Origin of the sequence: Methylobacterium oxalidis (assembly GCF_007992195.1) — a bacterium.
Classification (GTDB): domain Bacteria; phylum Pseudomonadota; class Alphaproteobacteria; order Rhizobiales; family Beijerinckiaceae; genus Methylobacterium; species Methylobacterium oxalidis.
This window is the reverse complement of record NZ_BJZU01000045.1, coordinates 1-20,045: the sequence shown is the minus strand read 5'-3', so window position 1 is coordinate 20,045 and position 20,045 is coordinate 1. Positions and strand designations below refer to the sequence as shown.

15 protein-coding genes are annotated in these 20,045 nt (G+C 71.4%); 11 read left to right on the top strand and 4 right to left on the bottom strand.

The features are described from left to right. Positions 1-328 precede the first annotated feature (328 nt). From MOX02_RS12235 to MOX02_RS31190, 3 genes are all read left to right on the top strand, one after another. Positions 329-688 carry a hypothetical protein gene (locus MOX02_RS12235; RefSeq protein ID WP_147026072.1) on the top strand — a complete coding sequence of 120 codons (360 nt, stop codon included), beginning with the start codon at positions 329-331 and terminating at the stop codon, positions 686-688. 77 nt (positions 689-765) lie between these two features. Then, entirely contained in the window at positions 766-948 is a 183-nt protein-coding gene (locus MOX02_RS12230) for a hypothetical protein (RefSeq protein ID WP_147026071.1), read from the top strand. Between the two features lie 301 nt (positions 949-1,249). Then, the gene (locus tag MOX02_RS31190; protein ID WP_170267839.1) at positions 1,250-1,414 is read left to right on the top strand and encodes a hypothetical protein; all 165 of its coding nucleotides are present in this window, start codon (positions 1,250-1,252) and stop codon (positions 1,412-1,414) included. A 119-nt stretch (positions 1,415-1,533) separates the two neighbouring features. On the opposite strand, the gene MOX02_RS12225 is transcribed toward MOX02_RS31190, so the two are convergent. Continuing rightward, positions 1,534-2,874 (bottom strand): dicarboxylate/amino acid:cation symporter, encoded by a 1,341-nt coding sequence (locus MOX02_RS12225; protein ID WP_147026070.1) that lies wholly within the window; start codon positions 2,872-2,874, stop codon positions 1,534-1,536. A 381-nt stretch (positions 2,875-3,255) separates the two neighbouring features. Between MOX02_RS12225 and MOX02_RS12220 the strand changes: the two genes are divergently transcribed. Continuing rightward, positions 3,256-5,031 carry a sensor histidine kinase gene (locus MOX02_RS12220; protein WP_147026098.1) on the top strand — a complete coding sequence of 592 codons (1,776 nt, stop codon included), beginning with the start codon at positions 3,256-3,258 and terminating at the stop codon, positions 5,029-5,031. After that, positions 5,028-6,380 (top strand): sigma-54-dependent transcriptional regulator, encoded by a 1,353-nt coding sequence (locus tag MOX02_RS12215; RefSeq protein WP_147026069.1) that lies wholly within the window; start codon positions 5,028-5,030, stop codon positions 6,378-6,380. Before MOX02_RS12220 ends, MOX02_RS12215 begins: the two co-directional genes overlap by 4 nt. A gap of 23 nt (positions 6,381-6,403) precedes the next feature. Here the strand turns inward: MOX02_RS12215 and MOX02_RS12210 are convergent, their stop codons facing one another. Beyond that, positions 6,404-8,095, bottom strand: coding sequence for a methyl-accepting chemotaxis protein (locus MOX02_RS12210; RefSeq protein WP_147026068.1), 1,692 nt, complete (start codon positions 8,093-8,095; stop codon positions 6,404-6,406). Between the two features lie 342 nt (positions 8,096-8,437). Here MOX02_RS12210 and MOX02_RS12205 point away from each other — a divergent pair, with 342 nt between their 5' ends. The 3 genes from MOX02_RS12205 (at position 8,438) to MOX02_RS12195 (ending at position 11,215) form a co-directional block, all read left to right on the top strand. Further along, the gene (locus tag MOX02_RS12205; protein ID WP_147026067.1) at positions 8,438-9,586 is read left to right on the top strand and encodes a transglycosylase SLT domain-containing protein; all 1,149 of its coding nucleotides are present in this window, start codon (positions 8,438-8,440) and stop codon (positions 9,584-9,586) included. Between the two features lie 211 nt (positions 9,587-9,797). After that, positions 9,798-10,340: a response regulator gene (locus MOX02_RS12200; protein ID WP_147026097.1), complete on the top strand. Its 543-nt coding sequence runs from the start codon at positions 9,798-9,800 to the stop codon at positions 10,338-10,340. A 200-nt stretch (positions 10,341-10,540) separates the two neighbouring features. Next, on the top strand, positions 10,541-11,215 hold the full coding sequence (locus MOX02_RS12195) for a L,D-transpeptidase (RefSeq protein ID WP_147026066.1): 675 nt from the start codon (positions 10,541-10,543) through the stop codon (positions 11,213-11,215). A gap of 102 nt (positions 11,216-11,317) precedes the next feature. Here the strand turns inward: MOX02_RS12195 and MOX02_RS12190 are convergent, their stop codons facing one another. Both MOX02_RS12190 and MOX02_RS12185 read right to left on the bottom strand, forming a co-directional pair. Further along, on the bottom strand, positions 11,318-11,635 hold the full coding sequence (locus MOX02_RS12190; protein ID WP_147026065.1) for a hypothetical protein: 318 nt from the start codon (positions 11,633-11,635) through the stop codon (positions 11,318-11,320). A gap of 184 nt (positions 11,636-11,819) precedes the next feature. Continuing rightward, complete coding sequence (locus MOX02_RS12185; protein ID WP_147026064.1) at positions 11,820-12,308, bottom strand: phasin; 489 nt, start codon at positions 12,306-12,308, stop codon at positions 11,820-11,822. 217 nt (positions 12,309-12,525) lie between these two features. Between MOX02_RS12185 and MOX02_RS12180 the strand changes: the two genes are divergently transcribed. The 3 genes from MOX02_RS12180 to MOX02_RS12170 all read left to right on the top strand — a co-directional run bounded on the left by MOX02_RS12180 (position 12,526) and on the right by MOX02_RS12170 (position 19,868). Further along, on the top strand, positions 12,526-15,348 hold the full coding sequence (locus tag MOX02_RS12180; protein ID WP_147026063.1) for a PAS domain-containing protein: 2,823 nt from the start codon (positions 12,526-12,528) through the stop codon (positions 15,346-15,348). A gap of 345 nt (positions 15,349-15,693) precedes the next feature. Then, entirely contained in the window at positions 15,694-17,643 is a 1,950-nt protein-coding gene (gene acs, locus MOX02_RS12175) for an acetate--CoA ligase (RefSeq protein WP_147026062.1), read from the top strand. Positions 17,644-18,131: 488 nt separating this feature from the next. Then, on the top strand, positions 18,132-19,868 hold the full coding sequence (locus MOX02_RS12170; RefSeq protein WP_147026061.1) for an MFS transporter: 1,737 nt from the start codon (positions 18,132-18,134) through the stop codon (positions 19,866-19,868). The last annotated feature ends 177 nt before the right edge of the window (positions 19,869-20,045 follow it).

The window sequence follows — 20,045 nt, the reverse complement described above, 5'->3', positions numbered from 1 at the left end:
GCTACATCGATCTTGAGGGTCTACCGAAAAATCAACCACTTAGGTTGCTGCTGAGGGGGTCTGAACACACGAGCCTTGAGATTGTGGATCTGGGGGTCCCCCGTTCGAGCCGGGGCGGTGGTACCATCGTTTTTTTCGGGCTTTTCGGGGGGTTGGCGTCGCGCCGGCCCCTTTTCGTGTCCGGTTCCGCGTTTCCGCCGAGATGTCCCGTTCCGCGCCGCCCCGATCTGCCCGCGAGCAATCCATCACATCGTGATGAAACTTACCCGCGATGTGGCCCGTAATCGTTCGAAGCAGGGGATTGCTCGTCGCATGATCAGGAGCCGCGATGCGTGCTCGTATTCTGTCAATTGTTCTGGTTTGTACAATAGCCGGGCCGGCCCTCGCGCAGGGTAAACTTCAGCCGCGCCCGCCGGCGCCGCCCTCCGACATCAACAGCGACCAGAAGGCGGCCGAGGTGAAGCGCGCGATCGAGATCGGCCAGGGGCGGCAGCGGGAGGTGGACGCGCGCAACTCGCGCATCTGGCGCCGCTGGGACTACGCCGTCTGCGTCGGCTGCGGCCCGATGCCGAGGCGGTTCCGGATCGTCTACACGACTCCGGCGCGCGTCCTGGCCGGCTTCATCGCGGCGGACGACGACGAGGCCCGAATCCGCGGGCGGCAGACCTTCGCCGCGCGCCTGTTCTGAGGCCGGCCGCGCGGCGCCTCGTCTTCGGAATCTCCGTCTGCTAAGCTCCTGGCGTCGCGAGCGGACCGGGAGCCACGATGCCCGCCGATGTGCAATTCACGGATCTGATGGGCGTGACCGTCATCGCCTGCGCGCTGATCGTGGCGTGCCTGGCGAATACGAGCCGGGTGCCCAGGCTGTCCGAGGAGGAGCAGGAACTGCTGGCGGGCGGCTCGCTCCTGCTGGCCATCCTCGGCACCATCTTCGTGGCCTCGGAATAGGCTCCCGTCCGGGCAGGCCGCGCCCTGCCATTTGATGGGGATTTCGGCGGCCCATGCGCGCATGCTCCTCCCTCAGCCGGGAGGCCGCCATGACGATGAAGACACCCCTTCGCAGGCCGGTGATGAACGACGCTCAGGGTACGATCGCCGGCGGCGCCGTGGTGCTGCTGCTGCTCGCCGGCATCTCCCTCGGCTGGTTCTGAGCGGGCGCCGCGCGGCCGCCTGACCGACGGTCGGGGACCAGCTCCGCGAGCATGAATTTTGCACTTCCTTCGGTCTCTCGCCGCAGGAGACCGGCCGCGTGTGGCCCTTCAGCCCGCTCCGTCACCACGTCCTCTTCTGGCTCGCCAAGCGCGACGTGGGCGCAGCCGACCGTGCCCTCGCGGCGGGGGATGCCGAACTCTCGGCGAGGCTGCTCGCGCGGGCCGACGCGCGCCTGCGCAGGGCCTGCGGCCTCGCGAACTGACCGGGCCGGCGGAGCGCGGCGGGCGCCCTCGAACAGGGAAAGGCCGCGCCCCCGAGGAGAGCGCGGCCCGATGAGATCGTCCCGGCGACGGCTGGGCCGGCGCCGGGGCGGTGCGTGCCTCACTCGGCGGGCTGCAGGACCGGCACCGGCTCGGGGGCCGGTTTGCCGCCGCCGAGGGCGGCGTGCAGGCGGGCCTCGTCGACCTCGCCCTCCCAGCGGGCCACGACGATGCAGGCCACCGCGTTGCCGATGAAGTTCGTCAGCGCGCGGCACTCCGACATGAAGCGGTCGATGCCGAGGATCAGGGCCATGCCGACGACCGGAACCGAGGGCACCACCGCCAGCGTCGCCGCGAGCGTGATGAAGCCGGAACCGGTGACGCCCGCCGCGCCCTTCGAGGACAGCATCGCCACGAGGAGCAGGAGGGCCTGCTCGCCGAGCGAGAGCGGCGTGTCGGTCGCCTGCGCGATGAACAGGGCCGCCATCGTCATGTAGATGTTGGTGCCGTCGAGATTGAACGAGTAGCCGGTCGGGACCACGAGGCCCACGACGGGGCGCGAGCAGCCGGCGCGCTCCATCTTGTCGATGAGCGAGGGCAGCGCGGACTCGGAGGACGAGGTGCCGAGGACGAGGAGCAGCTCCTCCTTGATGTAGCGGATGAGCCGGACGATCGAGAACCCGTTGTAGCGGGCGACGGCGCCGAGCACGAGGAAGACGAAGATCGCCGAGGTCAGGTAGAAGGCGCCCACGAGGTAGGCGAGGTTGGCGAGCGAGCTGATCCCGTACTTGCCGATGGTGAAGGCCATGGCGCCGAAGGCGCCGATGGGGGCGACCTTCATGATGATGTTGACGACGCCGAAGATCGCCTCGGAGAGCACCTTCACGATCTCGAGCACCGGCTTGCCGCGGTCGCCCAGGAAGGCGAGGCCGAAGCCGAACAGCACCGAGAAGAACAGCACCTGCAGGATCTCGCCGCCCGCGAACGCCCCGACCGCGGTGGAGGGGATGATGTTCATCAGGAAGTCGGTGATCGACTGCTCCTTCGCCTTGCCGGCATAGGTGGCGACCGCCTTCGGGTCGAGGGAGTTCGGATCGATGTGCAGGCCGTGGCCCGGCTGCAGGATGTTGGCCACCGCGAGGCCGACGAAAAGCGCCAGCGTCGAGAAGGTGAGGAAGTAGACAAGCGCCTTGCCGCCGACCCGGCCGACCTTCTCCAGGTTCGTCATGCCGGCGATGCCGGAGACGACGGTGAGGAAGATCACCGGCGCGATGATCATCTTGACGAGCTTGATGAAGGCGTCGCCCAGCGGCTTCATGTCGGCGCCGAGCTGCGGGTAGAAGTGGCCGAGCAGGATGCCGATCGCCACCGCGAGGAGCACCTGGAAGTAGAGCGTGCGGTAGAGCGGCTTCGGCGCGGGCGGGGCGTGGGGCGCGGTGAGCGGTGACGGTAGGGCGGCCATGGGCGTTCTCCCTTCGGTTGCGATCTCGGTGGGGCGGCTCGCGGCCGCCGGGTGCACCCGGGAGCGTCGCGTCCGCACTTGCTTTTGGCCGTGAGGCTTGCAGTCATGCCGACGGGGCAGGGCTGCGATACGTGGTGGGAATGGCAACCCGCGTGCCAGCCGAGCGGCCCGGTGAAGATTTTGTTAAATGCCTGATGCAAGAAGGATTTTTCCTGTCGTTCCGGGGCCGGCCCGGGCGCGCGTTGCGGTGATCCGCACGCGGCCGCCCGAACCTGTCCGGGAATCCGCACGCGGCCTCCAAGCGTGACCGGAAGCGCGGCGGCAGTGGCATCATCCTTCAGCCGTGGCGGCCGCTGGCTCTGGCTCGCGGCGCTCGCCGCGATGCTGGCGGCGGCCTGGGCGGGCGGGCGCGCCGCCGAGCGCTCGGCGCTCGCCGATCTCGGGGCCGCCGCCCACGCGACGCTCGCCCTCCAGGTCGGTGCGCTGCGCGCGGAGATGCAGCGGCAGACCGCCCTGCCGCTGGCGCTCGCGGCGGATCCCGAGATCGCGGGCGTGCTGCGGGCCGGCGCGGACGAGGCCCTCGTGGCCCGCGTCAACGGGCGCCTCGCCGAGGTCGCGGCCGCCACCGGTGCGGCCGTGATCTACGCGGTGCGGGCCGACGGGATCACGGTGGCGGCGAGCAACGTCGGGACGCCGCGCAGCTTCCTCGGCCAGGATTACGGCTTCCGCCCCTACTTCCGGTCCGCCATGGCGCAGGGGGCGGGCTCGCAGTTCGCCCTCGGCACGGTGAGCGGGCGGCCCGGCTTCTACCTCGCACGGCGGCTCGGCGACGCGAGCGGGGTCGTCGTCGTCAAGATCGAGTTCGACGCCGTCGAGGCGGGCTGGCGGGAGGCGGAGGAGAGCGTGTTCGTGGCCGATGCGCGCGGCATCGTGCTGGTGGCGAGCGACCCGGCGTGGCGCTTCCGGACGCTGCGCCCGATCGGCCCCGCCGAGCGCGACCGCATCCGCGAGAGCCTCGATTTCGGAGGCGCACCGCTCGATCCCCTGCCCCTTCACCCGGTCGAGGGGCAGGAGGGCCTCGTGCGGGTCGGCGGCGGGCCGCTGCCCGCCCGCGCCGCCCTCCTGCGCGACGCCGCCGTGCCGGGCACCGAGTGGCGGCTCTACACGCTGACGCCGGTCGGCGCGGCGGTCGAGCGCGAGTGGCGCCAGGGCGCGATCATCGCGCTTCTCGCCACGGGGCTCGCGGCCCTCGGGCTCGCGACGCTGCTCGGACGCCGGGCGCGGACGCGGGCGCGCCTGCGCGAGGAGGCCGCCCGCCGCGAGGAGCTGGAGGCGCGCGTGGCGGAGCGGACGCAGGCGCTCAGCGAGGCGAACGGGCGGCTGCGCGCCGAGGCCGAGGAGCGGCGCCGGGCCGAGGCCGAGCGCGAGCGGCTCGGGCGCGAGCTCGCTCAGGCGGGCCGGCTCGCCGCCCTCGGCCAGTTCGCGGCGAGCATGGCCCACGAGATCAATCAGCCGCTCGCCGCCATCCGCTCCTACGCCGACAACACCGCGATCCTGGTGCGGCGGGGCCGCGTCGAGGACGCCGCCGAGAACGTGACGGCGATCGGTCGGCTCACCGACCGGATCGGCGCGCTCACCCGCCAGCTCAAGGGCTTCGCCCGCCGCGCCTCGGGCCGGCGCGAGCCGGTGGCGCTCGCCGAGATCGTCCGCAACAGCCTGGAGCTCGTGGAGGGACGGGCCGCGGCCTCCGGCATCGCGCTCGACGTCGCCCGCCCGCCCGCCGGCCTCGCGGTGCTCGGCGACGGGCCGCGCCTGGAGCAGGTCCTCGTCAACCTGATCCAGAACGCGCTCGACGCCGTCGCCGGCCGGGCCGAGCCGCGCGTCGCGGTCGTCATCCTTGAGGAGGAAGCCCGCATCGCGGTCGAAGTGCGCGACAACGGCACCGGGATCGAGGAGGCGCAGCGCGCCCAGGTCTTCGACGCCTTCTTCACGACGAAGTCGGACGGGCTCGGCCTCGGCCTCGCCATCGCCCGCGGGATCGTCGAGGATTGCGGCGGCACCCTGACGCTGCGCGGGAACGAGCCCGCCGGCACGATCTTCCGGATGGAGCTCGCCCGCGCCCCTGCGCTGGAGCGGCGGGCGGAGAGCGCGGCGTGAGCGAGACGGACAGCGACCGGTCCGAGCGGATCATCTTCGTCGACGACGAGGAGGATGTGCGGCGGGCGAACCGCCAGAGCCTGGAACTCGGCGGCTTCCCGGTGGAGGTCTTCCCGGCCGCCGAGCCGGCCCTCGCGGCGATCCTGTCCGATCCGCCCGGCGTCGTCGTCAGCGACGTCCGCCTGCCCGGGCTCGACGGCCGCGGCCTGTTCGAGGCGATCCAGGCGGCCGACCCGGAGCTGCCCGTCATCCTGATCACCGGGCACGGCGACATCCCGATGGCGGTCGGCGCCATCCAGGACGGCGTCTACGACTTCCTGGCCAAGCCCTACCCGGCCGAGGCGCTGATCACCTCCGTGCGCCGCGCCCTCGACCGGCGGCGCCTGACGCTGGAGAACCGGCGCCTGCGGGCGCGCCTCGACGAGGCGGTGGAGGCGGACCCGGCCTTCCTCGGCATCTCGCCGGAGATCGTGCGCCTGCGCCGCCTCGTGCGCGACGTGGCGGGCGCCGACGTCGACGTGCTGGTCCTCGGCGAGACCGGCTCCGGCAAGGAGGTGGTGGCGAGCGCCCTGCATCGCTGGAGCCGGCGCGCCGCGAGGAACTTCGTGGCCATGAATTGCGGCGCGCTGCCCGACTCCGTTGTGGAGAGCGAGCTGTTCGGCCACGAGGCCGGCGCCTTCACGGGGGCGCTCAAGCGCCGGGTCGGGCGCATCGAGCACGCGCACGGCGGCACGCTCTTCCTCGACGAGATCGAGAGCATGCCCCTGAACCTCCAGGTGAAGCTCCTGCGCGTCCTGCAGGAGCGCACGGTGGAGCCGCTCGGCACCAACGAGATCCGCGCGGTCGACATGCGGGTCATCGCCGCCACGAAGGTCGATCTCGGCCAGGCGGCGGCGCAGGGCACCTTCCGTGACGACCTCTTCCACCGCCTCAACGTCATCACGATCGCGATCCCGCCGCTGCGCGACCGCCGGGAGGACGTGATGCTGCTGTTCCAGCACTTCCTCGCCCGCGCCGCCGGCCGCTTCAACCGGGAGGCGCCGCCCGTGACGGCGGCGATCCGCGAGCACCTGCTCGGCCATACCTGGCCCGGCAACGTGCGCGAGCTCGGCCATTACGCCGAGCGCTGCGCTCTGGGCTTCGCGGGCGGCGGCGAGGCGCACGCCGAACCCGCGGCGGGCCGGACGCTCGCCGAGCAGGTCGACCGCTTCGAGCGCGATCTCATCCGCGACGAGCTGATCATGGCGGGCGGCGACGTGCGCCTCGCCGCCGAGGCGCTCGGCACGCCGCGCAAGACCCTCTACGACAAGATCGCCCGGCACGGGCTGACGCCGACCGACTATCGGTAGCGCCGCGCCCGCCGGAATCCCGCTCAGGCGGCGCGCACGGTGGCGAGGAAGCGGGAGACCTGCGCGCTCAGCTGCTCCGACTGCCGCGACAGCTCGTCCGCGGAGGACAGGACCTGCGCGGCCGCCGCCCCGGTCTCCTCGGCGGCGCGCGCCACGCCGGCGATGTTGGACGTGACCTCTCCGGTGCCGGTGGAGGCCTGCGCCACGTTGCGGACGATCTCGCCCGTGGCCGATTGCTGCTGGCCCACGGCGGCCGCGATCGTGGTCGCCACCGCGTCGATCTCGCGGATGCGGCCGGAGATGCCGCCGATGGCCGTGACCGCCTGTCCCGTCGCGCCCTGGATCTGGGCGATCTGCCCGGCGATCTCGCCGGTCGCGCGGCTGGTCTGGGCGGCGAGCTCCTTCACCTCGGTCGCCACCACGGCGAAGCCGCGGCCGGCCTCGCCCGCGCGGGCCGCCTCGATCGTCGCGTTGAGGGCGAGCAGGTTCGTCTGGCCGGCGATCGTCGAGATCATCGCCACGACGTCTCCGATGCGGGCCGCGGCCTGCTCCAGTTCCTGAACCAGGCGGCCGGTCTCGTCCGCCTCGCCCACCGCAATCTGCGCGAGGGCGGCGGAGTTGCCGACCTGCCGGCTGATCTCCTCGACCGAGGCGCCGAGCTCCTCGGACGCCGAGGCGACCGTGCTGACGTTCGAGGCGGCCTCCTCGGCCGCGGCCGCGACGGTGGTGGACTGGCTCGCCGTCTCGGTGGCGCTCGCGGTCAGGGTCTGGGCGGTGGCCTGGAGCTCGGTGGCGGAGGAGGAGACGAGCCCGACGATGCCGCCGACCACCCGCTCGAAGCCGTCGGCGAGCTCCAGCATGGTCCGGCGCCGCTCGGCCGCCGCGGCCTCGTCGGCGACGCGCTTGCGCTCGGCCTCGTCCACCGCCTTCCTGGCGACCATCGCCTTGATGCCCTCGACGGCGCGCCCGACCGCGCCGACCTCGTCGCCGCGCCGGGCCTCGCGGATCTCGGCGTCGATCTCGCCCTGCGCCATGCGCTGCAGCACGCCCACGAGGCTCCCGAGCGGCCGCGTGATGCCGAACATCGACACCAGGATCGCGGCGAGAAGGCCCGAGAGCATGCCGAGGCCGCTCACGACCATCAGGGTCCTGCGCGTCTCGTTCGTCTGATCCGTCAGCCCGTCCGAACTCTTCTCCATGAAGGCGGTGATGTCCTCTCCGAGCTTGTTGCCCTCCTCGACCAGGGCCGAGAAGGTCGGGTCGATCAAGCGGTGGACGAGGTCGATCGCCTCCGCGTTGCGGTTCGCGGTGCCGAGACGCCGGACCTCCGTGATGTCACTGAGGTACGCTTCCACCCGCCGGTTCTGGGCCTCGATGCGGTCGGTGAAGGTCGGCGACTGGTCGCGCAGGTCCGCCATGATTTTTCTGACCTGCGGGACCGCCGCCTCGAAGCCGGCGCTGGCGCTCTGCATCTGGGCATCCTCCGTCTCCGCGATGATCCGATAGACCCAGTAGTTGAGTTCGAAGATCAGCCGGTTCGCCCGGCGTGCGGACACCGCGGCCCTGGCCTCCCGATCGATCAACTGGCTGTAGGCGGTGTCGATCACCGTCATGCGCGATTGCGCGTACAGGATGCAGCCTCCGACGATGACGGCGATCAGGGCGATGATCGCGATCAGTTTGCTCAGGATCCCCGTGCGCGCGAGAACGGACATGAGACGGCTCCGTGGCGGACATGCAGAGGGCCGACCCGTTCGGCCCGCGTCGCGCCATCTCGGTCCGCCACGGTAAACAATCGATTAAAATGGTGGATTGATTGCTTAAATGTGAGATCTCGTTCAAACTGAATGTCAAGTAATATTGTGTAAAGTCTGAGAGACAGATTTGAACACTTTTTACTGTTTCGGGCGCGCGATGCCTGAGCTGTGAAAGTTTCCCGTGCATAACCCGCCACGGTGCCGCCACGACCTCGGCCGTGTTGTCGCCACATCTGTCAAGATAGATCGGCCTTAACGGGCGTCCTTAACGGCGCGTTGAAGAGGGACTGAGTCGCACAGATGCGCGGTCGCACGGTCGGATCGTCATACGCCTCCTCCGCCAAGCCGCGCTTCGGCGCCGGCCCCGCCGCTTCGTCCGACGCCCTCAGCTTCGGCCCCCAGGTCGGCCGCGACCACGGCAGCCGCCCCGCCCTCACCCGCTCCGGCCTCGCCGTCGCCCTGCTCGCCGCCGGCATCACGGCGGTGCTGTTCGGGTCCGGGACGGAGCTCGGCAAGATCGGCCTGCAGCAGGCCCTGCCCTCGGCCCAGGCCGCCACCGAGCTGGTGATGCCGCGCCCCCGCATCCAGACGAGCGCGGTCCCGATCCTCGACACGCCGCCCGCCGTGCTGACCGCCTCGGCCGCCTTCGCGCCCGTCCACGACCTCGACACCGAGCTCGGCTCGAACGCGGTCGACCGCGTCTCCTACGATTACCTGCTCTCCGAGAGCGCGGTCGGCGACCCGAACGACATCCTCGAGTTCGGGCCGATGAAGATCCGGCGCCACCTCGTCCAGAAGATCGTGCGCGCCGCCCAGACCGTGCAGACCGATCCCGTCCTCCTGATGGCGGTGGCCGACAAGGAATCGAGCTTCATCACGGCGGTTCAGGCCAAGACCTCCTCGGCCACCGGCCTCTACCAGTTCATCGAGCGCACCTGGCTCGGCGTGGTCCGCGACTTCGGCGCGCGGCACGGCCTCGCCCAGGAAGCCGCCCTCGTTGTGGCGGACGCCAACGACAAGCCGTCCGTGGCGGACCCGGCCGAGCGCGCCCGCATCCTGGAACTGCGCCGCGATCCCTACCTCTCGGCGCTCATGGCCGGCGAGATGCTCAAGCGCGACGCCGCCCGCATCAGCCTGCGCATCGGCCGCGAACTCTCCCTCGGCGAGGTCTACCTCGCCCACTTCCTCGGGCCGGACGACGCCGAGGAATTCCTGGCGAACGTCGTCGACAAGCCGAAGGCGGCGGCCGCCAAGCTCCTGCCCGGCCCCGCCCGGGCGAACCGCTCGATCTTCTTCGCCTCCGGCTCCGGCCGTCGGCGCAAGCCCGTCAGCCTCTCGGTCGCTCAGGTCCACGAGAAGTTCGAGGCCATGATGAGCACGCGCGGCGCGCGCTACCGCGACGTGCGCGCGGTCTCCGGCGTGATGGCCTACGCCGACGCCGCGGAGTGAGCGAACCCGCACCGGACGGCGGGTACGGGAGCGCCGTTTCGGGGTAGCGTCGCAACTCGCGAGCGATTCCCGACTTTTCCCCTTCGGGAGTCCGCGCGTCCGCGTGAAGCCGCGGCGAACAGATCGGGGGATCGGCGTGACGAGAACGAAGCACCAGGCAACGGGCAGCGGAGGCCGCTTTCGGCGGCCGGTCGAGACCCTGACGCCCGGCATCCCCCTCGACCAGATCGGCCAGACCCTCGCCTCCTTCTACGACACGCTGGTGGCCGAGGGCGTGCCGGAGCACCTCGCCGCCCTCGTGCGCCAAGTCCGCCAGTCGGCCGACGGGCGAGCGCAGGACGAGGCCGGCGATCCCGTGAGCCCGCCTTGCGCCCAGGGCGGGCGCCTCGCCCTCGTGGTCGAGGACGAGCCCGAGGTCCGGGCGCTCGCGGAGGCGCTCCTCGAGGAGACCGAGCTCAGCGTCGTCGGCTGCGACAGCGCCGAGGCGGCGCTCGCCGTCCTGCAGGCCCGCGGCGGCGAGGTGGCCCTCGTCTTCGCCGACGTGCGGCTCGCGGGCGAGATGGACGGGCTGCAGCTCGCCCGCGCCGTCTCCACCCTGTGGCCCCGGGCGCGCCTCGTCGTCACCTCCGGCCGCTCCGTGGCGCGGCCGGACGTGCCCGAGCACGCGGTCTTCATCCCGAAGCCCTGGCGCGCCCTCGACGTGCTCGTCGAGGCCGAGCGCGCCTCGGGCTCCCCGCCCCCGCCCCTGACCTGAGCGGGCCGGTTTCGCCGGCCCTCGTCCCGACGGAGTAGGATCCTACGCCTTTCGGGGTGCGCGGGCGCACAGGTCAGAGCAGACAAAGGCGCCCCGACGACTTCGGCGGCTCCGCGTGTAGGAAATCTTCACTCCTGATTGGAACCTACGGCAACGCTTGCGCTTGTATAGCAAAGGTTACTGCACAGGTAGGCTCCACCATGAAGACCCTTGCCAGCGCTCTCGCGGGAATCCTCGGTGTCTGTGTTCTTGCCGCCGGCCCGGCCGCGGCGTTCTCGTCCTACGATCCCTACGGGGGCGATGCCGACGACTACTACGCCGAGCAGTCGGACATTTTCGGCGGCGGCTACCGGCGCCAGCCGGCCCAGGGCTACAGCTACAGCCAGCCCGGCTACGGCCAGGGCGTGCAGGCCGCGCCGCAGGCGCAGGTCCAGCCGATCCCGCGCGAGATCGTCTCCTTCAACGCCAACTACAAGCCCGGCACGATCGTGGTCTCGACCCAGGAGCGCCGGCTCTACTTCGTGCTCCCGAACGGCGAGGCGATCCGCTACGGCGTCGGCGTCGGCCGCCCCGGCTTCACGTGGTCCGGCGTGAAGACCGTCACGGCCAAGCGCGAGTGGCCGTCCTGGACGCCGCCCGCCGCGATGCTCGCCCGCCGCCCCGACCTGCCGCGCTACATGGCCGGCGGCATCGAGAACCCGCTCGGCGCCCGCGCCATGTACATCGGCAACACCGAGTACCGGATCCACGGCTCGAACGAGCCGGACACGATCGGACAGGCCGTCTCCTCGGGCTGCATCCGCATGACCAACGAGGACGTCACAGACCTCTACGACCGCGTGAGGGTCGGCGCCAAGGTCGTTGTTCTGAACTGAGTTTTTCCGCCGGGCGATCCTGATCGTCCCGGCTCATCCGAGATCCGAGAAGGCCGCGCCATCCTCCTGACGGCGCGGCCTTTTCCCGTGTTCGGCCCGCGCTCAGGGCACCACCCGGCCGACGGCCGTCTGCGGCGTGCTGAAGGAGGCGATCGGCATGTCGCAGAAGCAGCGCGCACCGAGGGGGCGCGGGCCCGGCAGCGGGCAGGAATAGGGCTGCGGCCCGCTCAGGCCCTGCTGGACGGCGTCGCAGTTCAGGCCCACCGGGCCGCGGGGCCCCGGCCGGGTCGGCCGGTCGTCGCGGTAGGCGCCGCGGGGCGGGCCGTAGCCGTCGTCGTAGTACTGGGCCATCGCGGCCTGCGCGCTGAGAAGGCCGGCGAGCAGGCCGGCGGCGAGACCGAGGCGGTGGGCGGGTCGCATGGCGGTGATCCTCCGAAACGTCGTGCCGTCCCCGCTGAGGCGGCGTGATGCCACCTCCTCCGCAATGCGGGCAAAAGCGAGACGGCCCGCCCCGCGGGCGGGCGGGGCGGGCCGTCATCGATGGTCGCGTGCGGCGTCGCGGGCCGTTCGCCCGCGCGCGGAGTGCCTCAGGAGGCGGAGCGCCTTAGGAGGTCGCCTTCCGGGTCGTAGTCTCGGCGTCCTTCGCGGTCTGCTGGGCCGCGTCGGCGCCCTGCTCCATCGCCCGGCGGGCGTGCTCGGCGTTCTCCTGCATGGCCGCCTTGGCCTTCTCGGCGCTCTCCTGCATCGCGCTCTGCGCCATGCCGCCGAACTCCTTGGCCTGCGCCTGGATCGCGGCGAACTGGCTGCGCACGAACTCGGCCTGATGCTGCATCGCCTCTTGCACGTCCTTGGAGCGGACGAGCTTCTGAGCGAGGTCGAAGGCGGCGTTCACGTTCTGCTCGGCGTACTCGAAGCCGCGGGACGACAGGCCCTGGGCGTTCGTGCGCGCGGTCTCGGCGGAGCCCTGCACCGTGTCGGCCGTGCGCCGGGCGGCGCCGATGAAGCTGTCGAAGGCCTTGCGCGCCTGGTCGACGCTCTTCTCGGCGAAGTCGCGCATCTCGCTCGGGACTTCGTAGTTCGGCGTGTTGTTCATCCTCGTCTCCTCTCCGAATCAGCCGGCGCTCATTGTGCGGTGCACAATAACACGGCTGTCTGCGCATGGCATCCGCTCTGCCCGCCGCCGCCCGGGGGCATTAAGGTTGACATGAGGTAAACGTGTGACGCCCGCTTGAAGTGTCCACCGCTCCGAGGCAGTTCAGCATACAAATGAGGGCGCGGTAACGCAGATTTTTCCAGCCAGACAGGTTTGCATGGCCGACGACGGGTCCGATCCGGACGAGAATCCCGCGAACGATCCCGCCGCTCCCGCCCTCGCGGCCTGGGCGCGGGAGCCGCGGCTCGCCGCCCTCATTGCGGATCCGGCCGCCACCTACTGGGTGCTCGAGGCGGAGAGCCTGCGCCTGATCCGCGCCTCGGGCGCGGCCCGGGCCTGGGCCGGCGCGGTGTTTGCCCCGGACGGCGCGCCTTCCCCGCGCCTCGCCCTGCCGGAGCAGGTGCGCCGGGCCGCCCCCTCCGGCGAGGGCGTGCGCCTCGTGCGCCTGCGCCTCGACCCGCGCCGGATCGCCCCGCCCGTCGCATGCCTCCTCGCCCGCGGCCGTCTCGCCACCGGCGAGCCGGCGCTCCTCGTCGTCCCGACGCAGGCCGCGCCGCCGATGCGCCGCGACGCGGCGGAGACCCTGCCGCCGGCCGTCGACGCGCAGGCACCGGCGGACGCGCCGCCTCCGGTCGACGCGGCTCCGAGTGCTGGCGATGCCCCCTGCGCCGACGAGGCTGCGCCCGCGCTGGCGCTCCCGTCCGCCGAACCCGCTCCTCCGCCGCGGCCGGGCGACCGCTTCGTCTGGCGCAGCGACGCGGCCGACCGGATCACGGAGGTCACGGGCGCGCCGCAGGCGGCGCTCGCGCCGCTGCTCGTCGGCCGGTCCTGGCAGGCGCTGGCCGAGGCCGGGCATCTCGGCGCGGCCGACCCCCTGCTCGCGGCCATCGCCGAGCGGCGAACCTTCCGCGCGGTGCCGGCCGAGCTTCGTCCCGCGCCCGCGGCCGAGGCCATCGGCATCGATCTCTCCGGCGCGCCGCTCGCGCGGAACGGCCACCCCTTCGCGGGCTACGGAGGCTTCGGCCTCGTCCGCGCGGCCATCCCGCTGGAGGACGTGCCCGCCGTGCGGCCGGAGGCGGCGCCCGCGGCGCTCCATGAGGACGCGCCGGAATCGCCCCGGGAGGCCGCCTCCGCGGCGGCGCCGGGGATGGCGGCACCCGCCCCCGAGGCGGAGGCGTCGGCTCCGGGCCTCGGGCCGGCCGTGGCCGCGCTCGCGACCCTCTCCCTCGCCGCCCTTGTGCCCGCCGCCCGCTTCGGCCGGATGTGGACCGGCCGCGACCGCACGCTGCCGGTCGACCGCTCCGCCCGCCCGGGCGGCCCGGTGCAGGCCGACCCGCCGGAGCCGCCCTCCGCCGAGGCCGGGGCGGAGCCGGCCGGGGAGCGGGCGCTCTCCGTCTCCGAGCACGCGGCCTTCCGCGAGATCGCCCGCGCGCTCGGCGCGCGCTTCGCCGGCGACGATGCGCCGGCCGCGTCGGAGCGGCCGCAGGAGGGGGGCGCCGTGATGCCGTTCCCGGCCGCGCGGCTCGCGGAGAACCGGCAGGCCGAGGCGGACCTCGCGGAGGCGCGCGCCCTCCTCGACGCCCTGCCCGTCCCGATCCTCGTGCGCCGGGACGACAGCCTGCTCCACGCGAATCCCGCCTTCCTCGACCTCGCCGGCTTCGCGGACAGGGCCGCGTTCCAGGGGGCGGGCGGCCTCGCGCGCCTGATCCACCGGTCGGAGGCCGGGCCCGAGCCGGGCTCGTCCGCCGACCGGCTCATCACCCGGGAGGACGGCGTGCGGCTGGTCGAGATCGCGCGCGCGGTCCTCACCTGGCAGGGCACGCCCGCCGAGGCCCTCGTCCTGCGGCACGCGGCGTCGGTGCCGCCTGCGGAGTCGGTGCCGACCGCGGCGGCGCCCGTGCCCATCGCGCCGGCAGTTCCCGCCCTGCCCGACCTCGACGCCTTCGACGACGGCGTCCTCACCCTCGACGCGCAGGACCGCGTCGTCGCCCTGAACCGCGCGGCCGTCGAGATGCTCGGCCGCGACGCGTCCCGAGCGGTCGGCCGGCCGCTGCTCGGCCTGTTCGCAGCCGAGAGCGCGATGCAGCTTCGGGCAGCTCTCCACGCGGCCGGCGCGCCCGCCCGCGAGGTCGCCGTGCCGGGGCGCGGGCCGGTCTCAGTGCGGCTCGCGCGCCCGCTGTCGGACGGGCGCCGCCTAGCCATCCTGCGCGATCTCGGCGAGCGCAAACGGCTGACCGACGCGGCCGAGCGCGCCCGCGCGGAGGCCGAGCAGGCCGAGGCCTGGAGGGCGAACTTCCTCGCCAAGGTGAGCCACGAGATCCGCACGCCGATGAACGGCATCCTCGGATTCGCCGACGTGATGCTGAGCGAGCCGTTCGGCCCGCTGCCCGAGCGCTACCGGGACTACCTGCGCGACATACACGCCTCCGGCGAGCACGTGCTCGGCCTCGTCAACGACCTCGTCGACCTCGCCCGGATCGAGTCCGGCAATCTCGACCTCGCCTTCGGCCCGCTGCCGCTCAACGACCTCGTGTCGAGCTGCGTCGCCCTGCTGCAGCCGCAGGCGGCCCGCGACCGCATCGTCGTTCGCACGAGCTTCTCGGCCGACCTCACCACGCTGGTGGCGGACGAGCGCTCGATGCGTCAGGCCGCCCTCAACGTCATCGCCAACGCCATCCGCTTCACGGAAGCCGGCGGGCAGGTGATCGTCTCGACGACCGTGGCCGAGCGCGGCGAGATCGCCCTCAGGGTGCGCGACACCGGGGTCGGCATGAGCCCGGACGAGATCGAGTCGGCCCTGGAGCCGTTCCGCGCCGGCGCGGTGTCAGGGCCGCGCAAGGGCGGCGGCACCGGCCTCGGCCTGCCGCTGACGAAGGCGCTGGTGGAGGCGAACCACGGCCGCTTCCGCATCACCAGCCGGAAGGACGAGGGCACCCTCGTCGAGATGCTGTTTCCCGCCCGGACCGCGATGAGCGCCTGAGCCGCGGCGCCCCGGGCGCGACAAACGCCCGTCGTTGTCATGCTCTCCGCTCCGCCATCGAACGCCGTACCGAAGCGCAGGACCCAGGCTCGCCGGCCGCGCTGCCGGCTTCCGCCTGGCATCGGGAACGCTGCCGGTCTGCTGTTTCGCAGTGCGCAATCGGACTTTCGCCTCGCTTGACAGGCTCGAACCCGCCCGAGCAAGCTCGCATTGTGCTCAACCACTTATCGGCGCCGTGCGGGCGCTTGCGGTGGGTCTCCGTCGAGCATTAAGAAAAGTCTTGGAAGCCCCGGCTGCGCGGCAGATCCCGCGATACGATCGGGCACCTCTCAGGGAAGAAGCGCAATGGACGAGAAGCTGGTCGAGGTCCGCGATAGCTGGCGCGAGGGCGCCCATGTCGACAATGCCAAGTACCTCGAGATGTACGAGGCGTCCGTCGCGGACCCGGATGCCTTCTGGAGCGAGCACGGCAAGCGCATCGACTGGATGAAGCCCTTCACCCGCGTGAAGAACACGAGCTTCGAGCCCGGCGACATCGCGATCAAGTGGTTCGAGGACGGCACCACCAACGTCGCGCACAACTGCATCGACCGCCACCTCGCCACCCGCGGCGACCAGACCGCCATCATCTGGGAAGGCGACGACCCGAACGAATCCAAGCACATCACTTACCGCGAGCTGCACGCGCAGGTCTGCCGGATGGCCAACGTCCTGCGCAATCGCGGCGTGGAGAAGGGCGACCGGGTCACCATCTACCTGCCGATGATCCCCGAGGCCGCCTACGCGATGCTGGCCTGCGCCCGGCTCGGCGCGATCCACTCGGTGGTGTTCGGCGGCTTCTCGCCGGATTCCCTGGCCGGCCGCATCGAGGGCTGCGCCTCGAAGGTCGTGATCACCGCGGACGAGGGCCTGCGCGGCGGCCGCAAGGTTCCGCTGAAGGCGAACGTCGACGCCGCGATCCAGCGCCTCGGCCAGGACGTCGTCGATCACGTGATCGTGGTCCGCCGCACCGGCTCCGACGTGGCGATGGAGCCGGGCCGCGACGTCTACTACCACGAGGCCGCCGACCAGGTGACCGACGAGTGCCCGGCCGAGGCGGTCGAGGCGGAGCACCCGCTCTTCATCCTCTACACCTCGGGCTCGACCGGACAGCCGAAGGGCGTGGTGCACACGACCGGCGGCTACCTCGTCTACGCCTCGATGACCCACCGTTACGTCTTCGACTACCGCGACGGCGAGGTCTACTGGTGCACGGCCGACGTCGGCTGGGTCACCGGCCACAGCTACATCCTGTACGGGCCGCTCGCGAACGGCGCCACGACGCTGATGTTCGAGGGCATCCCGACCTACCCGTCGAACTCCCGCTTCTGGGAGGTGGTGGACAAGCACAAGGTCAACATCTTCTACACCGCGCCGACCGCGATCCGCTCGCTCATGGGCGGCGGCGAGGGCCCGGTGAAGAAGACCTCGCGCGAGACCCTGCGCGTGCTGGGCTCAGTCGGCGAGCCGATCAACCCGGAGGCGTGGGACTGGTACTACCGCGTCGTCGGCGACAGCCGCTGCCCCATCGTCGACACGTGGTGGCAGACCGAGACCGGCGGCATCCTGATCACGCCGCTGCCGGGCGCCACCGACCTGAAGCCGGGCTCGGCGACGCGGCCGTTCTTCGGCGTGCAGCCCGTCATGGTGGACGCCGAGGGCAAGGTCCTCGACGGCGCCTGCGAGGGCAACCTCTGCATCAAGGACAGCTGGCCGGGCCAGATGCGCACGGTCTACGGCGACCACGAGCGCTTCGAGCAGACCTACTTCTCGACCTATCCGGGCAACTACTTCACCGGCGACGGCGCCCGCCGCGACGCGGACGGCTACTACTGGATCACGGGGCGCGTCGACGACGTCATCAACGTCTCGGGCCACCGCATGGGCACCGCGGAGGTCGAGTCCTCCCTGGTGGCGCACCCCAAGGTCGCCGAGGCCGCCGTGGTGGGCTACCCCCACAACCTCAAGGGCCAGGGCATCTACGCCTACGTCACCCTCAACGAGGGCGAGGAGGGCGACGACGCCCTGCGCAAGGAGCTGGTCGCCTGGGTCCGCAAGGATATCGGCCCGATCGCCTCGCCCGACCTGATCCAGTTCGCCCCCGGCCTGCCCAAGACCCGCTCCGGCAAGATCATGCGCCGCATCCTGCGCAAGATCGCCGAGGACGAGTTCTCCTCGCTGGGCGACACCTCGACGCTCGCCGAGCCGGCCGTGGTCGAGGACCTCATCGAGAACCGGCAGAACCGCACGCACTGACGCCGTCACCGCCGCGGTCGCCTTCGCGCCGCGGCGGACCACGCCGCTCCGGCCGGTCGCGGACCCTGAGCGTTCGCGGAGGATCTCGCTCAGGTCCTCACGGTCTCCGCCTGCCGGTCGAATCGTTCGGGATCCTTCGGCTGTGCGTATTCGTGGCCGGCCGCCACGCCGGCTGGCTCGGTTGCGACGTCGAGACAAGTGTGGAGACAGGTCGGCGGCGAACCTGAGGTCGCAATTTTCAAGTGGCAGCCAGGCCAGCGCTCGCGCAAACCTGTTACAAAGCCAGGGCGCCGAAGTTTTGCGGTCGGTTTACGTATTGGGCGAAAGCATGACGTGCGGTACCGTCCGCTCGTCGATGTCCACGGTGCGGCTGCCCTGACGGGGAGCGCTCCGATCGACGCACGTCAACATGGGCGGTGACATTGCCGTTCCAAGCCGGGGTCGCGCTCAGACGGCTCCGGAAACAAAATTCCTGGAGGGACCCATTAATGGCTGTTGGAACCGCAGTGCCGCAGGCGGACGACGCGGTAAGACCGATGACCGCGGGGGAGAAGAAGGTCATCCTGGCCTCCTCGCTCGGCACCGTCTTCGAGTGGTGCGACTTCTATCTCTACGGGTCGCTCGCCGCGATCATCGGTGCGCAGTTCTTCTCGGCCTACCCGGAAGCGACGCGCAACATCTTCGCGCTGCTCGCCTTCGCGGCGGGCTTCCTCGTGCGCCCCTTCGGCGCCCTGGTGTTCGGTCGCCTCGGTGACATGGTCGGCCGGAAGTACACCTTCCTCGTCACCATCCTCATCATGGGCATCTCGACCTTCCTGGTCGGCCTTCTGCCCTCCTACGCCACGCTCAACAGCTACGGCATCGGCTGGGTCGCTCCCGTGACGCTGCTCGCGCTGCGCATGCTCCAGGGCCTCGCGCTGGGCGGCGAGTACGGCGGCGCCGCGGTCTACGTGGCCGAGCACGCCCCCCGCGGGCGCCGCGGCTTCTACACCGCCTTCATTCAGACGACGGCGACCCTCGGGCTGCTGCTCTCGCTCGTCATCATCCTCTCGACGCAGGGCTACGTGAACAACGCCTATGCGCCGACGGTAGTGACGAACCCCGATGGCACCACGACCACGCTCACCGCCTTCCAGGTCTGGGGCTGGCGCATCCCGTTCCTCGTCTCCGTGGCACTCCTGGCCATCTCGGTCTGGATCCGGCTGCAGATGCAGGAGAGCCCGGCCTTCCAGAAGATGAAGGCCGAGGGCACGCACTCGAAGGCGCCGCTCTCCGAGGCGTTCGGCCAGTGGAAGAACGCCAAGTGGGCGCTGCTCGCGCTGCTCGGCCTCACCGCCGGCCAGGCCGTGGTCTGGTACACCGGCCAGTTCTACGCGCTGTTCTTCCTGCAGAGCATCCTGAAGGTCGACCAGTTCACGGCGAACGTCATGATCGCGTGGTCGCTGATCCTGGCCACCGGCGGGTTCCTGTTCTTCGGCGGACTCTCCGACCGGATCGGCCGCAAGCCGATCATCCTCGGCGGCTGCCTGATCGCGGCGCTCACCTACTTCCCGCTGTTCCACCAGCTCACGGCCAACGCCAACCCGGCGCTGTACGCGGCGCAGTCGAACGTGCCGGTTGTGGTCAAGACGAACCCGGCCGACTGCTCGTTCCAGTTCAACCCGGTGGGCACGGCCAAGTTCACGAAGGAGTGCGACATCGCCAAGGCGCTGCTCGCCCGCAGCGCCGTGAACTACACCACCGAGGCGCAGCCCGCGGGCACGCCGACCGTGGTGAGCGTCAACGGCAAGGACTTCCCCGTGGCGGATCCGACCTTCGCCAAGGCCGTCCCAGCCGCGCTGACCGAGGCGGGCTACCCCTCGGCCAGCAACAACCCGACCGTGATCAAGGCCGCGAACCCGCTCGACGTGTTCACAGGCCAGAAGCTCATGGTGATCGGCATCCTGACGATCCTCGTCCTCTATGTGACGATGGTCTACGGCCCGATCGCGGCGGCGCTGGTGGAACTGTTCCCGACGCGCATCCGCTACACCTCGATGTCGCTGCCCTACCATATCGGCAACGGCTGGTTCGGCGGCCTCCTGCCCGCCACCGCCTTCGCGATGGTGGCCCAGACCGGCGACATCTACTACGGCCTCTGGTACCCGATCGTGATCGCGCTCTTCACCTTCGTCGTGGGACTGATCTTCATCCCCGAGACCAAGGACCGCGACATCCTCGCCTGAGGCGGGATCACTCGGACCGAGACACGCGAAGGCCCCGCCGCGAGGCGGGGCCTTTCTCGTATCTGCCTTCCCCGTCCGGGAGAGGTCGCGCGCGCGTCGGCGCAGCGGGCGAGGGATGCGAGCTTTTCGGAAACGGCGAATCCCTCACCCCAACCCTCTCCCGAACGGGAGGGGGAA

Coding starts and splice junctions, on each gene's coding strand:
- MOX02_RS12235 (WP_147026072.1), top strand. CDS start 329: ATGCGTGCTCGTATTCTGTCAATTGTTCTGGTTTGTACAATAGCCGGG.
- MOX02_RS12230 (WP_147026071.1), top strand. CDS start 766: ATGCCCGCCGATGTGCAATTCACGGATCTGATGGGCGTGACCGTCATC.
- MOX02_RS12225 (WP_147026070.1), bottom strand. CDS start 2,874: ATGGCCGCCCTACCGTCACCGCTCACCGCGCCCCACGCCCCGCCCGCG.
- MOX02_RS12220 (WP_147026098.1), top strand. CDS start 3,256: ATGCTGGCGGCGGCCTGGGCGGGCGGGCGCGCCGCCGAGCGCTCGGCG.
- MOX02_RS12210 (WP_147026068.1), bottom strand. CDS start 8,095: ATGTCCGTTCTCGCGCGCACGGGGATCCTGAGCAAACTGATCGCGATC.
- MOX02_RS12205 (WP_147026067.1), top strand. CDS start 8,438: ATGCGCGGTCGCACGGTCGGATCGTCATACGCCTCCTCCGCCAAGCCG.
- MOX02_RS12195 (WP_147026066.1), top strand. CDS start 10,541: ATGAAGACCCTTGCCAGCGCTCTCGCGGGAATCCTCGGTGTCTGTGTT.
- MOX02_RS12190 (WP_147026065.1), bottom strand. CDS start 11,635: ATGCGACCCGCCCACCGCCTCGGTCTCGCCGCCGGCCTGCTCGCCGGC.
- MOX02_RS12185 (WP_147026064.1), bottom strand. CDS start 12,308: ATGAACAACACGCCGAACTACGAAGTCCCGAGCGAGATGCGCGACTTC.
- MOX02_RS12180 (WP_147026063.1), top strand. CDS start 12,526: ATGGCCGACGACGGGTCCGATCCGGACGAGAATCCCGCGAACGATCCC.
- acs (WP_147026062.1), top strand. CDS start 15,694: ATGGACGAGAAGCTGGTCGAGGTCCGCGATAGCTGGCGCGAGGGCGCC.
- MOX02_RS12170 (WP_147026061.1), top strand. CDS start 18,132: ATGGCTGTTGGAACCGCAGTGCCGCAGGCGGACGACGCGGTAAGACCG.